General features: G+C 46.4%; 11 protein-coding genes. 9 read left to right on the top strand and 2 right to left on the bottom strand.

The window, feature by feature from the left end; genetic code table 11:
• Positions 1-10: 10 nt before the first annotated feature.
• Positions 11-202 (bottom strand): hypothetical protein, encoded by a 192-nt coding sequence (locus ACO0KZ_RS12780; protein WP_422995733.1) that lies wholly within the window; start codon positions 200-202, stop codon positions 11-13.
• A gap of 203 nt (positions 203-405) precedes the next feature.
• Here ACO0KZ_RS12780 and ACO0KZ_RS12775 point away from each other — a divergent pair, with 203 nt between their 5' ends.
• The 6 genes from ACO0KZ_RS12775 (at position 406) to ACO0KZ_RS12750 (ending at position 6,538) form a co-directional block, all read left to right on the top strand.
• A complete protein-coding gene (locus tag ACO0KZ_RS12775) occupies positions 406-1,311 on the top strand; it encodes an EamA family transporter (protein WP_422995731.1) in 906 nt (301 codons plus the stop codon).
• A 158-nt stretch (positions 1,312-1,469) separates the two neighbouring features.
• Entirely contained in the window at positions 1,470-2,825 is a 1,356-nt protein-coding gene (locus tag ACO0KZ_RS12770) for an MATE family efflux transporter (protein ID WP_422995729.1), read from the top strand.
• Positions 2,826-3,001: 176 nt separating this feature from the next.
• Positions 3,002-3,394, top strand: coding sequence for a BlaI/MecI/CopY family transcriptional regulator (locus ACO0KZ_RS12765; protein WP_422995727.1), 393 nt, complete (start codon positions 3,002-3,004; stop codon positions 3,392-3,394).
• A complete protein-coding gene (locus tag ACO0KZ_RS12760) occupies positions 3,387-5,639 on the top strand; it encodes a M56 family metallopeptidase (protein ID WP_422995725.1) in 2,253 nt (750 codons plus the stop codon). The genes ACO0KZ_RS12765 and ACO0KZ_RS12760 overlap by 8 nt, the downstream gene beginning before the upstream one ends.
• Before the next feature lie 52 nt (positions 5,640-5,691).
• Positions 5,692-6,096, top strand: a complete 405-nt coding sequence (locus ACO0KZ_RS12755) for a hypothetical protein (protein ID WP_422995723.1) — start codon at positions 5,692-5,694, stop codon at positions 6,094-6,096.
• A 25-nt stretch (positions 6,097-6,121) separates the two neighbouring features.
• A complete protein-coding gene (locus ACO0KZ_RS12750; RefSeq protein WP_422995721.1) occupies positions 6,122-6,538 on the top strand; it encodes a cytidine deaminase in 417 nt (138 codons plus the stop codon).
• Between the two features lie 89 nt (positions 6,539-6,627).
• On the opposite strand, the gene ACO0KZ_RS12745 is transcribed toward ACO0KZ_RS12750, so the two are convergent.
• The gene (locus ACO0KZ_RS12745; RefSeq protein ID WP_422995719.1) at positions 6,628-9,336 is read right to left on the bottom strand and encodes a hypothetical protein; all 2,709 of its coding nucleotides are present in this window, start codon (positions 9,334-9,336) and stop codon (positions 6,628-6,630) included.
• A 435-nt stretch (positions 9,337-9,771) separates the two neighbouring features.
• On the opposite strand from ACO0KZ_RS12745, the gene ACO0KZ_RS12740 reads away from it, so the two are divergent.
• From ACO0KZ_RS12740 to ACO0KZ_RS12730, 3 genes are all read left to right on the top strand, one after another.
• Positions 9,772-12,267 carry a M1 family metallopeptidase gene (locus ACO0KZ_RS12740; RefSeq protein ID WP_422995717.1) on the top strand — a complete coding sequence of 832 codons (2,496 nt, stop codon included), beginning with the start codon at positions 9,772-9,774 and terminating at the stop codon, positions 12,265-12,267.
• A 10-nt stretch (positions 12,268-12,277) separates the two neighbouring features.
• A complete protein-coding gene (locus tag ACO0KZ_RS12735) occupies positions 12,278-12,781 on the top strand; it encodes a DUF6702 family protein (protein WP_422995715.1) in 504 nt (167 codons plus the stop codon).
• 96 nt (positions 12,782-12,877) lie between these two features.
• Positions 12,878-14,941: a TonB-dependent receptor gene (locus ACO0KZ_RS12730; RefSeq protein WP_422995713.1), complete on the top strand. Its 2,064-nt coding sequence runs from the start codon at positions 12,878-12,880 to the stop codon at positions 14,939-14,941.
• The last annotated feature ends 48 nt before the right edge of the window (positions 14,942-14,989 follow it).

Below are 14,989 nucleotides of genomic sequence, written 5' to 3'. Positions count from 1 at the left end.
TTTTTCCAAATTAAAGTAAGTGAATCGGTGGAAAGTAATACGCCAAGAGTAACAAGCACAATAACACTAAAAAAAACACCAGTATGCGTAGCAAGTGCCGCGTCATCGCTGGCCCAGCATAGCGTCGAAATAATGGGCTGGTCACCTGCCACAATCCGTACAAACTTAAGCCAGCGATCAATAACAATACAAAGTGTTTCATCGCACCCCTTTCATTTAACATCCGATGTGAGAGATCAAAGTTGGAGTGTAATTTCACCAAGCCCGCAGAGCTACAAAAAAGTGCTGGTAATCGCGAATAAGAAAAACCATAGACACACGCTCGCAGCAAGTAAACTAAAACATTTTCCCAGTCGCAAGTCGCATTTGTTACACTAGGGTTCGTTTCATTAAGCCATTCTTCCCGTGCCGCTCTCCGCTTTTCTCCTCGTTATCCTCGCTGGTCTCATTCATGCTTTATGGAATATTGCGGCAAAAAAAGCTGGTGGAGACGTACGCTTTGCCGGATTGACCGCCATCATCATGGCAGTGGTATGGGCACCCGTCGGTATTTATATAGGCTGGGATGTGGTGCCTAGTTGGGGCTGGCAGGAATGGAGTTTTATTGGAATGAGTGGCTTACTGCATGTCCTGTACTTCATTACCTTACTACGTGGCTATCGCAAAGCAGATCTCACCGTGGTGTATCCATTGGCTCGCGGCGCTGGCCCTTTGTTATCGTCTTCTGTCGCCTTGATTTTCCTAGGTGAGCATTTGTCACTATTCGGTGGGCTGGGCATTCTAGCCGTAGTCGGTGGTGTTTTCCTGATTGCCGGTGGCCCTAAACTTTTGCGCAGCTTAAGATCGGCTTCAAGCGAGAGTGAAGCAAACCACGCGCAGCAATTACGAGTGCGCAAAGGGATTTTTTATGGATTATTTACTGGCGTATTTATTGCCGGCTATACGGTACTAGATGGCTATGCGGTCAAAGTACTTTTGCTCTCGCCGATTCTAATCGATTATTTCGGTAACTTCGCCCGTATCGCTCTCTTACTTCCTAGCTTGTTACGGGATCTCCAAGCCACCCGCAGCTCTTGGCAAAAGGAATGGAAATATGCGCTCATCGTTGGCGGCATCAGTCCTATTTCTTATGTACTAGTTTTATATGCAATGCAAACCGCTCCACTAAGCCATGTCGCACCAGCACGTGAAGTATCCATGCTTTTCGCAGCACTCATAGGTGGACATTTGCTAGATGAAGGCGATCGCTTACAACGCTTAGTCGGCGCACTATGCATTGCAGCAGGTGTCATCGCTTTAGGCAATTTCTAGGGCCAGCTGAGAAACGAACTCACGGCTCAAAATCTGGGCTGCACACAAACAACAAACTAAGGCCTACCAACATCAAGCATGTGTATTGCAACTCGCTTTGCAGCTAATATGCATATAACACCAACCCGCAAGCACAAAAGTTTAAAAGAGCCAACAACATGCGCGATCTGACTCAGGGTTCCATACCCAAACACATCATCATGATGGCAGCACCAATAGGCATAGGTATGCTAGTGCAGACCTTATACTTTTTTGTCGATCTATATTTTGTTGCGAGCCTCGGTGACGCAGCTCTCGCAGGTGTCAGCTCAGCTGGCATATTAAACTTTATTGTGATGGCTTTAACGCAAATGCTAAGTGTTGGTGCCGTCACCTTAATTTCGCATGCTGTCGGGCGTAAGGATCAAGCCGAAGCCAATCTGGTCTTCAATCAGACCATCGTTCTTTCTACATTGTGCGGCCTGTTTACACTGTTTGCTAGCTACGCATTCGCGCCACTTTATATGAATGCGCTCGGTGCCGATCAAGCGACTGTCGATGCCGGCATCAATTTTATTCAATGGCTGATTCCCGGTTTAGCGCTTCAGTTTGCCCTAGCCGCAGCAGGTGGCGCACTACGTGGCACGGGCGTCGTAAAACCCGCAATGTTGGTTCAAATGTTGACCGTGTTAATCAATATCATTTTAGCGCCGGTTTTGATTGCTGGCTGGGGGACGGGTTATGCCATGGGCATTGCGGGTGCCGGACTCGCGACCTCAATTGCCGCGCTGATTGGCGTCATCATTATGTTGTTTTATTTCGCCAAATTGGAACACTATGTCGCTTACCACAAAGAACAACTGCGACCCGATTTTAAAATCTGGAAACGCATGTTAAATGTGGGCTTACCCGCTGGCGCAGAATTCTTATTTATGTTTATTTTCATGGCGGTGATCTATTCCATCATCCGCGACTTTGGCGCCGCCGCGCAGGCCGGGTTTGGACTAGGGTCACGCGTGATGCAAGCGATATTCTTACCAGTGATGGCCATCTCTTTCGCTATTGCACCAATTGCAGGTCAAAACTTCGGTGCGAAACTACCGCAGCGAGTACGTGATACCGTCTGGAAAGCGATCTACATCGAAAGCATACTGATGGCGATTCTGACTTTAGTGTGTCAAATCGAACCACGCTGGTTTGTTCATTTTTTCACCAAGGATGAACAAGTCATCGAAGTCGGCGCGCAATTTTTAAAAGTAATCTCTTGGAATTTTGTCGCATCCGGCATTATCTTCGCCTGCTCTGGCATGTTCCAGGCCCTAGGCAACACCTGGCCTTCTTTAATCAGCATGGCCACTCGCGTCATCACGTTCGCCTTACCTGCAATCTGGCTATCACATCAAAGTGGCTTTGAAATTATCCACGTTTGGTACTTGTCGGTGGCGACAGTCACGCTACAAATGCTGATCAGTTTGCTACTGCTGCGTCATCAGCTAAATCGTCAGTTGTGGACGATGGAACATTCAGCCAACTGAAGGTAAAAAACGCTCTCTATTCATCCAGATGAGTGCGGCTCACCACGTTAATATTATTATCTTTTTAGCGGACAAAAAATTTCCATTGACAAGCATAGATCAACAATCTACAGTTGTAGTACTACACTTGTAGAGAATTTTTATAATCAACCTGACATAAGCATTCGAGGTGAGCAGTGGAACACGACTTAGACAAAGTTTCTCTTAGTGACTTGCAACTGAACATCATGCGAGTTTTATGGAAAAATCCTAATTCCAGCACCGCCCAAGTTGTTAGCGCATTGCGCGATACCCGTCCCTTAGCCCATACCACTGTTGCCACACTACTGACGCGACTAGAGAAGCGCGGTTTGCTTAGTACTCAGAAAGATGGCAAGCAAATTCTGTATGCGCCCTTGCTGACCGAGTCTCAAGTCCAGCGCTCTATGGTCTCAGATTTACTTACCAGCTTATTCAAAGGCAATGCACAAGCACTGCTGAGTCATTTGGTTAAAGAAGACGAAATTAAAGTTGAAGATCTGGACAAAATACGTCAACTCATTCAAGCAAAAGGAAAACCTCATGCTTAATCACTTGTCTGTCAGTTTTCTGATTTTCTTACTCACCTACATGCTGCATAGCAGTCTGTTTTTGGTACTCGTATTTGGACTCAAGAAATTGCAGCTTCTAAATAACCGCAGGAATGCCGAATGGATTTGGCGAGCCGCACTATTTGGTGGCATATTAACAGCCAGCCTGAATTTAGCGTATTGGTCAAGCTCTGAACCGGTGACTGCACCAGAATTAAATAAAGTATCGTCTTTTTCATTGCAGTCCCAAACGGAAATAAATACAAGACCTGAGTCGAATAATAAGTTGGAAGCACCTATCAACTTATCAATTGCACCGACTTTGATTCCATCACAAAAAGACGTGAATCTCCGTGCAGACTACGAAGCAAAGTATCGAATTGAATTGCCGCAGCAGATACAAGCCATCGCCCCCTATCTATTTCTGAGTTGGTTAGTACTGGCAGCCCTAATCAGCCTGCAATTGGCGCAACAAATTCAAAAATTAAATCGCCTCAGTCGTAAATCTAGCGAGCGTGGACTAAACAACTTGCAGATTTTTATTACGAATCATTTTCCACAACAAGCAAAACAAATTCGCCTCAAGTTGAGTTCGCACTGGTCCAGTCCTGTAGTTACGCCCAACCACACTATTTGTTTGCCCAAATGGTTCCTGCACAATCTGAGCGTAGAAGAACAACAGGCGGTAGTCGCACATGAGATTGCCCATGTCATTCGTAAAGATCCAGCATGGAATATCGCAAACGCTTTAATCCAGCGCCTATTCTTCTTCCAGCCTCTGAACCGGATTGCAAGGGCAGAGCTGAGTGTTTTAGCCGAATTGGCATGCGACCAAATAGCGGGGCAACACACAGGAAATCATCAGGAATTGGCCATGGCGCTTTATCTTTGCGCACAAGAATCTCAGAAACAAAAACTACCGAATTTAGCACTAGCAATGAGTCACAACATATCTTCATTACAACGAAGAATTGAATCACTTTTGAGTATGAATTCGAGTCTCACCACACATTCACAGTCAAATAAAAAATCAGCTTGGCAACGAGTCTCTGTATTGGGTTTGAAGGCTGGACTGTGTGGGATTTTAGTTGGAACCGCATTGGCAACGCCGCAGATTGAAATTCCAAAGGTGCCATTAAATTCTAAAAATACCATTACAAACTATGCGTCGCCTGCCTTAAAACAAATCCGAGAAGATCGTCATAGTTTTCAGCCTAGCCCAACTTCAGAATTACCGTCCCCAACAATAACTACGGTGAGTTCTAGTGATACCTTAAGCATGCAAGTGCCTACACTCGGGAACGAAAGCGGGAACGGCGACAACATAAAGAAAGCAGCAAAAGAAAATAGTGTTACACAAAATTCGATACAACAAACACAGAGTTCATCTACAAACAAGCCAACAACGCAACAACAATACACCGCATGGCAAGAAGCAAGCATTGCCTATCAAAAGCAAGACTACGCAAATGCGTTTGCATTGCTCAATCCACTAGCGGAAGCTTCATATCCAGAAGCACAAAGTCTAATAGGTGAAATGTACTGGCAAGCTCAAGGCGTCACTGAAGATCATGCTCTAGCAAAAATCTGGTTTGAGAAAGCAGCAGCGCAAAATAATAGTCATGCGCAACAACGCCTCCAGCAACTACGAGTACGTCAGGCACGTCAAACCGAATTGAATTTCTACACCACTGATTTCAACGCAGATCACTTGAAATTAAGTGAGAATAAATGTCCTTCACCTCAAATCGGCTTACCAAGCGAAGTACGCAAACTCAATCAGGCCAGCCTTCAATCGATTAATGCGTGGGAAAATTGCTATAACCAATTTGTGGAAAAGCTGCAGCAGCGTTTTGAACAACAAACATTAGTGCCAGACGACTTAGCCGTGATCATGACGAACAAAGAATTAGCTCAAGCAAAAAACCTCATGAAGCAAACCTATCTTGCGATTGCCAATGAGGCAAAGCGCGATAGTCTGCCGATACAACGAGCCATCCAATCTTGGGATAAAGAGCGATTGGCGCTTGTCGCTTTTGCCGATGCAAATACGGCTAGTACGGCCAACATACTTCGGCTTAAAGCACAAAAAGAATTCAAGCAATTACAAGAACAATCTTCAAGCAAAAGCGATCCTTACCGCAATGGCCTGCCAGGTAGTTTGAACCGAGAATCATCCATAGTCAGCAACGAATTTGGCTGGCAACACCGGGGCCAGATCCACCCACAAGATATCCAGAAGTAACAGACGCTAAAGTAACAACAACAAATAAGAATAATCAACCTAAGAGACAACTATGCAACTCAAATCATACAAACTCGAACTCCTGATCGTAACTAGTGTAATCTTGTCGGCATGTGGTAGTGCACCACTTTCATTCATTGAAGCAAAGCCGCGATCAGCCTTGATGCCACTGAATCACTATCCAGTACGAGTCATCGCCGTGGACGAAAGTTTGCAGTTCTCGATGCCAGTGCAATTGGCGGCTGGCAAGCGACAATTAGTACTGGAAGCTTATCCGAGTAAGTCTGCGGCAAGAACACCACAGAAAGTCGTGTTTATGGATATCCAGCCGTGTACCCGCTATTTCTTGCTTGCGAAACGTAGTTCAGCAATGCAGGCGGATTGGGAATTAGTTAAAACCGATACGGAGACTGTGAGTGGATGCAATCCAGAAGATGAAATGAAAAAAAGCCAGTAACCTTTACCACTTTCCTAAATCTATTATGCTCAGTAAAACGGCGCAACAAGACCTGATTCAACTTTCCGCTCAAGCCCGACTCAAGGCCTACGCACCCTACTCGAGTTTCAAAGTGGGAGCAACACTATTATGCAAAGACGGTGTGAGTTTTCAGGGCTGCAATGTCGAAAACGCCTCGTACGGCTTATGCAATTGCGCCGAGCGTACGGCCTTTTTTAGCGCGGTTGCTGCTGGCTACCAGACTTCTGATTTCTTAGCGTTAGCGGTTATAGCGGATACCAAGGAACCGATATCTCCGTGCGGCGCCTGTCGCCAAGTGATGCTAGAGCTTGGTGGCGCGGAATTGCAAGTCATCCTAAGCAATACACAAGGGGATACCCTGATAACCAACGCCGGTGCATTATTGCCGGGCGCATTTCAAGCACAAGACTTGCAAAGATAAGACGACTCTTTTAGCTACATCGTCGCGTCAGTCTAATCGAAGCGATCAAATAACGGCGTAATGAAGCACTGATAAAGACTGTTGGCAATCTACCTCCTCGGCGAAATTTTTTCGAAATTTTTATCTAGTTTAGGCTCGAACATCGTCGCATCTTGCGATGCAGCGTTGATAGCTGGGCCACCTCGAGAGCTCGCACTTGGAGTGCTACTTTCTTTAGCTTGCGAAGTTGCCTTTTTTGGATTGGCGACCGGTTGAATTTGTGAAGTTGGTTGACTCGCCCACCACCAGAAGATCAAGCCAGCTATCAAAGTCGTAACGACCAATGCAATACGAGTCGAATTCAACCACGAGCTACTTGCACTGCGTTGCAAATACAATTCGAAATCATCTTTGCTTTCGTGACTGACCAAAGCCGTCGTCGCTGGCAGGTACTGAACAGACACTACGTTGTCGGCATCATTTTTAATTTCTGCATTGTTATGGGTGTCATTACCAGGCTCTGCTTGCGAAGATGCTAGATCAGTACCGATTGAAGTTACGTTCTGCTCCTTGGAGAACTGCTGCCAATAGACCTGATGCTCGCTGATCGCTTGCTGCGCAGATTCTTCAGCGGCGATACGCTCCTCATGTGCAACCATCGCAGCTTGCTGTTCATTGTGCGTCGCCTGTTCCTGCATCAAAGCTTGCGCTTCCAATTGCTGTCTTTGTTGAGCGAGTTCTTGCGCTTCTTGTTCGCGCAATCGACGTTGACGAGCAATCAGACTCGATTGTTTTTCCGCTTGTATCTTGGCTTTTGCTCGATTACTTAATTCGATTTCTTGAGCAATCAACTGATGCGCCCGCGCCAAAAGTTGACGTTCATGCTCGGCTTGCATCATTAATGCGTCAGTATCTTCGGTTAATTGAGACACTTGCTGCTCGAGTAAGATTCTTTGTTGCGATACCTGCGCTGCTTGCTCTTGAGTTTCTTGACGTTCCTGTATCAAGCCATGCAATACTTTTTCTGCATCCAAATGACGTACCTGAGTTTGCTGCAATAGTCTTGCTGTTTCCTGCTGTTCATGTAACTGGGCATGCAGCATGGCTTCGCTAGCGCTACGCTGCTGAGTTAATGCTTCTGCTTGAGTTTCCAGTTCCAACTGCGCTTTACTGCTGCTTAACAACTCTGCTTCGGTCAGCACTCTTTGTTCGACCAGTCGCTTAGCATCTTGCTGCGCTTGTATTCTTTCCTGCGTCTTTTTTTGTACCAGAATAGAAACGTCGACCCGTTCGCGAGCAGTTTCTTCCGCAGCCATTTCGGCAATCGCCAACTGCTTTGCAGCTTCCAATAAAGCTGTTTCGTGTTGCAAGTTTAGCTGTTCCAACTTGACGACTTCAGCATCGTGTTCTTGTTGTTTCAAAACCGCTGCCTGCGCCTCAAGTTCTGCCTGCAAACGTTGCTGCATTTGTGCTTCTGCGGCCTGTGTCTTTGCTAATTTGACCTGCGCTGCCTGTTCTGCCCTTTGTTCGACCGCTGCCCGCTGCTCAACCTGATGCAATAAATTAGCTTCAGCTAGCAGCCGACGACTCGCGTGTTGCGCTGCCTCGTTTTCCGCAACGACACGTTTCTCAGCTGCGAGCATGAGCATGTGTTCCTGTGCTAATTTGTCTTTTGCAATCTGCTCGGCTTCTTGCTCTGCCATAGACAGGGCCAGAGCAGTTTCCATTAGCTCAGCTTCTTGCTGTAACTTTTCTTGAATCAACTGTGCTAACTCGGTTTCAGCCGCGATTCTGTCTTGCGCTTTTTGTTCGGCTAGGCGACTTACCAACAATCGTTCTGTGTTCTTCACGCGCGCATCACGCTCCACAGATACCCGTAGCTTTGCGTTCTTAAGCAGCTCGTTTTCCATTTCTATCTTGGCGTTACTCGCCGCGATTTCCTGCTCTTCGGCCGCTTCGTTTTTCACTTGTAATTCTTGCGCGAGTTGTTCTTCTCGCATACGAGCCTGAATCAATTGCGCTACCTCTTGGTCGGTATGAATCTTCAATTGCAGGGCCGTCAGGTGGGCTTGTTCCACCGCATTTTTTTCTTGCGTCACTTCCTGCAATTCTTTTTCTATTGTGACTCTGTGGTCTGCCTGCTGTTTTGCTGCCATTTCAACTTCAGCCTGTATCTTTAATGCAGCGAGTAATTCTGCCTCTTTATCGCGGCGCTGTTGCGCCACGGAGATCGCATGCTGTTCTGCCAGTACTTTTTCCTGTTCATTTTTTTGCGTCAGTTGCGCCGCAAGCAATTGTTCTTGCGCCAAGACTAAAGCCTGTTGTTCCGCAGCAGCTAATTGTTGAGCAGTCAACAGCAAAGCAGCTTCTTTTTCTGCATGGGCGCGTTCCAGATTAAGCACAATCTGCTCAGCACTATTTTTTTCTTCTACTAATTTTAGAGCCTTCGCCTCACTTTCTAAACGTTGTTGCGCTAACTTGTCCGCCTGTTTTTGCGACAATAAACGAGTGCGAATTTTTTGCAGTAATTCTTGCTCAAAATCGATGCGACTATTTGCATCGATCAATAAATCACGCTCCACTTTAGCGCGGGCATATGCAGCTTGCTGAAGCTCCCATTCTTTATCAATTTGATCAAGTATGCTTTGCGATCCTGGCTCTAAGTTCGCGTCAGTTCTATTTGACATGCTTTCAGCATCTCGTATCGCCGCATTGTGATTGGCTATGGAGGAGGCTCCGGTGTTTTCAACACTAACAGCGACCTTATCATCGGGCTGCGTTGAGCGCCCCAATAGCGATTGTGTAAATTGTTTAAACATGAACGGAAGCCCAATAAAATTTCTTGTTACAAATATCTCAGCAAAAACTCCCTTACCGCATACCTTGCCACCTATCGTAGAAAGGCGATGAAAGGCGACAAATGGTCTGCCATTTTACCGAAATTCCCTGCGCTTTTATCCAAGTGAGTCCCCTGAGGAGCACGATAGCGAATGAAAACCACAGTTTTCTCATAAATTATGAGAAGCCTAGGCGATTTTGATGCGCGTAACCTAAATGCGCACCAGCCCGAAACTTGGACGGCCTGGAGAGACACCGCCACTTCTGGATTCAAATTTTCAATTTTGCCCATTATTTCATCAATTTCTCCTTTTATTCGCGGAACTTTTACCAAACTGCATGTTCTAAGCTAGGGGATACTTCTTATCAAAACAATTCATCCTGTCGATTTTCTTCCACTTCATGGAGTAAACATAATGCGTTTGCCTGTTTCATTAGTGCTCTTATGCTTGAGCATGCCCGCCTTTGCAGGCGGTCAATCCGACGATAAATTTCGTCAATTAGAAGATTTGTTACCAACGCCGACCTCAGTACGCGCCGCTTCTGGCGCCCCGGGTCACGCCTACTGGCAACAACGTGCCGATTATGTGATCCGCGCGACGCTGGATGAGTCCAAGCGCGCCATTACAGGCACAGGGACCATCACTTATCACAATAATTCACCGGATACTCTGAATTATCTGTGGATACAATTAGACCAGAATATTTTCCGTTCTGATTCTGATGCAAACACAACCCGCACTTTGCCATCTCGTGACGCATGGAAAAATCCAAACGCAGTGAGCTTCGAAGCCATGCGTGTCATGAATGAACGCGATAATTTTGATGGTGGTTTCAAAATCGGCGGCGTTAAAGGTGCTGACGGTCAGGCATTGAAGCATGTTATCAACCGCACCATGATGCGTATAGATTTACCTAGCAATTTAAAACCGGGTGCTAAATTTGTCTTCAGTATCGATTGGAAATACAACATCGGTAATGGCAAATTACTCGGCGGCCGCGACGGTTTTGAACATTTCAAAGACGATAAGAATGACATCTTTGAAATCGCACAGTGGTTCCCACGTATGGCAGCCTACTACGATGTCTATGGATGGCAACATAAACAATTCTTAGGCTCAGGCGAGTTCACATTGGAATTCGGCGACTACGATGTGCAGTTGACGGTACCTAGCGATCACGTCGTTTCTGCCACGGGTGAATTGAGCAATGCAGACAAAATTTTGACAGCAACGCAGCTTGATCGTTTGAAGCAAGCACGCACTGCGAAAACACCCGTTGTCATCGTGACGCAAAAAGAAGCGGAAGAAGCCGAAAAGAAACGTGCGACGGATACCAAAACCTGGCACTTCAAAGCAAAAAACGTACGTGACTTCGCATGGGCGTCTTCCCGCAAATACATCTGGGATGCACAAGGTTACAAAGCTGGCACTAGCAGCGGGTTAGCGATGTCCTTCTATCCTAAAGAAGCCAATCCTTTGTGGGGTCAATATTCCACACAAGCGATTATTCACACTATCGAGCAGTACAATAAATTCTCGCTCGACTATCCATACCCAATCGCACAATCAGTGAACGGTCCACAAGGCGGTATGGAATATCCAATGTTGTCGTTCAACGGTGGTCGTCCAACCAAGGACAAAAAAACCGGCGAGTTAACCTATTCCAAGCGCACCAAATATGGTTTGATCAGCGTGATCATTCATGAGGTCGGTCACAACTACTTCCCTATGATCGTCAACTCTGACGAACGTCAATGGACTTGGATGGACGAAGGTTTGAATTCCTTCGTACAAAGTTTGGCAGAACAAGCTTGGGAAGAAAACTATCCTGGCACACGCGGTGAGCCACGCGGCATCGTTGACTACATGAAGAGCCAAAATCAAGTGCCTATCATGACCAACTCTGAATCTATTTTGCAATTTGGTCCGAACGCCTATGCCAAGCCAGCTGCTGGTTTGCACATTTTGCGTGAAACGATTTTAGGTCGCGAATTGTTTGACTTTGCTTTCAAAGAATATGCTCAACGTTGGAAATTCAAACGCCCGACTCCAGCTGACTTCTTCCGCACGATGGAAGATGCTTCAGGTACCGATTTGGATTGGTTCTGGCGCGGTTGGTTCTACACGACTGATCCTGTTGATATCAGTATCGACGGTATAGTTGAATACACGATGTCTACTAAAGATCCAGAAGTAGAAAAAGCTTGGCGTCGTGCGCAGTTTGCATCTCAGCCTACCTCTACCGCGAATCAAGCAGACAAAGGTAAATTGGAACGTCGTTTAGATTCCCACCCTGAGCTCAAAGATTTCTACAATCAATATGATGATTTCACAGTCACCAATAAAGATCGTAATACCTATAATGAGATGATGAAAGGTCTGGAAGAGGACGAAAAAGCGATGCTGAAATCTGGCAAGCATTTCTACTTGGTCGATTTCTCTAATGTGGGTGGTTTGGTCATGCCGTTGATTTTGGAAATCCAACTGCAAAGTGGCAAGAAAGTTATTCAACGTATTCCAGCTGAAGTATGGCGTTATAACTCCAAGAAATTCACTAAGCTGATCGTCACGGATGAGCCTATGGTAAGTTTGACGCAAGATCCATTTTTGGAAACTGCGGACATCGACACTAACAATAATTCTTGGCCACGTAAGATCACACAATCACGTTTGGAATTGTTCAAGATGAGCTTCCCGCCAAACGATATGATGGCTGATTTCAATACACCATTGAAAACGGATGCAAAACCTGAGGCAAAAGAAGAAGCGAAAGAGGCTGCGAAGCCTGCAGCTGCTCCAGCCAAGGAAGTGCCTGCCGCAGAAGCTAAATCAGCAACTAAGCCTGCAGCAAAGCCAGCAACTAAGGCTGAAACTAAGGCCGCAACGAAACCTGTAAAAGAAGTAAAGTAATCGAGTCCTGATGAGCACATTTAACTTTATTAAGTTGTTCAAAGTTAGCTTGGCTAGCGCACTGATTTGTATCGGTGGGCTAGCGCATGCTCATCGGTTTCATGCTGGTATCACTGATATCAGCATGAATCCGAATACTGGCAATACCGAGATCATCCATACTTTTATGGCACATGATGTCGAAGCTTTATTGGAGAATTTATACCAACGTCAGTTTGATTTAAGCGATCCCGAAGATATACAGATATTTCAACGCTATGTAGAACAGCAGTTTATTCTCGTCAGCAAAGAGCAAAGGCTACCGCTGAAGTGGGTAGGACTAAAAGTCGATCCCAACTCGGTCATCGTGTTTCAAGAAATTGAAAAACAAACGCTGCCTGAACAGATTTCCATTCGTCAAGCTGTCCTCACCGACTTCTTAGTCGATCAAGTCAATACCGTGAACATTACAAAAAATGGCAATACACAAAGCCTGACATTTACGCGTAGCAAACGCGAACATCAAATCCCTTAAAACATCCTTAAAATTCATCGTCACGGTTTCTGATTACCAGATCTGCGACGATGGATGCACTTCCCGCATTGCATTCATTAGCAAGCTTAGCAAATTATGAAACAAAAAGAACTAGCCCATCTGATCGCCACCGTACTTGCTACACCTTTCATGTTCATGCTACCCAATCTGGCACGGGCGGACGATTCGGTCTTACACCGCGTCCTGCTCGATGGTAGCCGAGGCAGCCAACTAGGCTTAACCGATGCAGCGAATGCAGGCATGGTTGGACAAAAAAAACTAGAAGCGATGACGACTTACCGCCCAGGTGAATTACTCGAGGCCATTCCTGGTGTGATCGTCAGTCAGCACAGCGGCGAAGGCAAAGCCAATCAGTTCTATTTGCGCGGTTTTAATCTCGATCATGGCACCGACTTACGTACGACGCTAGATGATATGCCCGTCAACCAGCGCAGCCATTCGCATGGCCAAGGTTGGACCGATTTGAATTTTCTAATTCCAGAATTGGCAGCGCGCATGGATTACAAAAAAGGGCCCTATTCATCGACCACAGGCGATTTCTCCTCGGCGGGTAGTGCTGCTATTACCTATGCAAATCGTCTATCGCGCAATATCGCGAGTGCGACTTTGGGTGAAAACAATTTCGCCCGCACCCTGCTAGCAGGATCGCCTGATTTCGCTACTGGCAGCTTTTTATATGCGTTGGAATTGATGCGCAACGATGGGCCATTTACACGCCCTGACGATTTCAAAAAGGTAAATGCGGTAATGCGTTACAGCGAAGGTTTTGCCAACAATGGTTTTAATCTGACTGCCATGTTGTACCGTGGTAGTTGGAATTCAACCGATCAAATTCCGCAGCGCGCGCTACGAGACGGCACGCTGAGCAATCGCCTCGACACCATAGACAAAACTGACGGCGGCGCAGCCCATCGTTATAGCTTGTCAGGCGTATGGCGCCGTACAGGTGCCGACGACGCAAGCAAAGTGAACGCCTATCTGATACAAAATCAATTAGATCTATTTTCTAATTTCACTTACTTCATGGACGATCCTGTCAATGGCGATCAGTTCAGTCAACCGGATCGACGTGTGACCGGCGGCATTAATGCCAGCCATACTTGGCATACGCATTTTCAAGGTAACAACACCGATATCACTTTGGGTAGCCAGCTACAGAACGACAATATCTTTAATGGCCTGTACAAAACTCGGGCGCGCCAAACACTCTCAACCGTGCGCCAAGATCATATTACTGAAACAAGCCTGGGCGTGTACCTTGACGCGAGCACGCGTTGGACTGATTTCTTCCGCACTAATTTTGGTCTGCGTCATGATGCTTACCAATTCAAAGTAAATGGCGACCACCAAGAAAATTCCGGAAAAGCCAGCGATCAAATGTGGAGTTCAAATGCGAGTTTGGTTTTCGGTCCTTGGCAGAAAACTGAATTTTACCTCAACCTCGGCAATGGTTTTCACAGCAATGATGCACGTGCGACTTTAACCACGATTGATCCTCAAAGCTTAGAGACGACAGCAAGGTCTCCGGGTCTAGTGCGCTCACATGGCATTGAGTTAGGCGTACGCAGTGAATTTATTCCTAAGCTGCAATCTTCGTTCGCAGTTTATCGCCTAGACTTTGATTCTGAACTTAGCTTCGTCGGCGATGCGGGCACTACCGAAGCAGGACGCCCCAGCCGTCGCTATGGCATAGAGATGTCGCACAATTATCAAGCGACTGACTGGCTCTCTATCGATTTTGACGCGGCTTATGCCAAAGCAAGGTCTCGCGATTTCAATCCGGCTGGTTCTTACGTAGTCGGTGCAGTGGAAGGTGTCGCACAACTCTCTGCTAATTTTGAGAAACTCGGCAACTGGTCTGGCGCACTGCGACTACGCTATTTCGGACCACGCGCTCTGATCGAAGACAATACGGTTCGCTCTCGCCCAAGCGCCACGTTGAACGGCCGCATCAGTTACAGATTCAGCCCCACCTTAAAACTGGAATTAGAAGGATTTAACCTCAGCAATCGCAAAGATTCAGCCATCGACTATTACTACGCCTCGCAACTAAAAGGCGAAACGACGGCGAAAGAAGATATCCATTTTCATCCGCTAGAACCTCGCTCGTTTCGCGTGATGATGGTGAAATCTTTTTAAGTTCTAATCCATACTTAGCGCAAATAAGACTCAAGCCAAAATCTATCT

It is taken from the genome of Undibacterium sp. Di24W, assembly GCF_049340325.1.
Taxonomy (GTDB): domain Bacteria; phylum Pseudomonadota; class Gammaproteobacteria; order Burkholderiales; family Burkholderiaceae_D; genus Undibacterium.
This window is presented reverse-complemented; position numbering and strand designations above follow the sequence as displayed.

What these genes read in the sequence shown, in the direction of transcription:
- ACO0KZ_RS12780 (WP_422995733.1), bottom strand. Translation starts at nt 202, where the DNA reads ATGAAACACTTTGTATTGTTATTGATCGCTGGCTTAAGTTTGTACGGA.
- ACO0KZ_RS12770 (WP_422995729.1), top strand. Translation starts at nt 1,470, where the DNA reads ATGCGCGATCTGACTCAGGGTTCCATACCCAAACACATCATCATGATG.
- ACO0KZ_RS12760 (WP_422995725.1), top strand. Translation starts at nt 3,387, where the DNA reads ATGCTTAATCACTTGTCTGTCAGTTTTCTGATTTTCTTACTCACCTAC.
- ACO0KZ_RS12755 (WP_422995723.1), top strand. Translation starts at nt 5,692, where the DNA reads ATGCAACTCAAATCATACAAACTCGAACTCCTGATCGTAACTAGTGTA.
- ACO0KZ_RS12750 (WP_422995721.1), top strand. Translation starts at nt 6,122, where the DNA reads ATGCTCAGTAAAACGGCGCAACAAGACCTGATTCAACTTTCCGCTCAA.
- ACO0KZ_RS12745 (WP_422995719.1), bottom strand. Translation starts at nt 9,336, where the DNA reads ATGTTTAAACAATTTACACAATCGCTATTGGGGCGCTCAACGCAGCCC.
- ACO0KZ_RS12740 (WP_422995717.1), top strand. Translation starts at nt 9,772, where the DNA reads ATGCGTTTGCCTGTTTCATTAGTGCTCTTATGCTTGAGCATGCCCGCC.
- ACO0KZ_RS12735 (WP_422995715.1), top strand. Translation starts at nt 12,278, where the DNA reads ATGAGCACATTTAACTTTATTAAGTTGTTCAAAGTTAGCTTGGCTAGC.
- ACO0KZ_RS12730 (WP_422995713.1), top strand. Translation starts at nt 12,878, where the DNA reads ATGAAACAAAAAGAACTAGCCCATCTGATCGCCACCGTACTTGCTACA.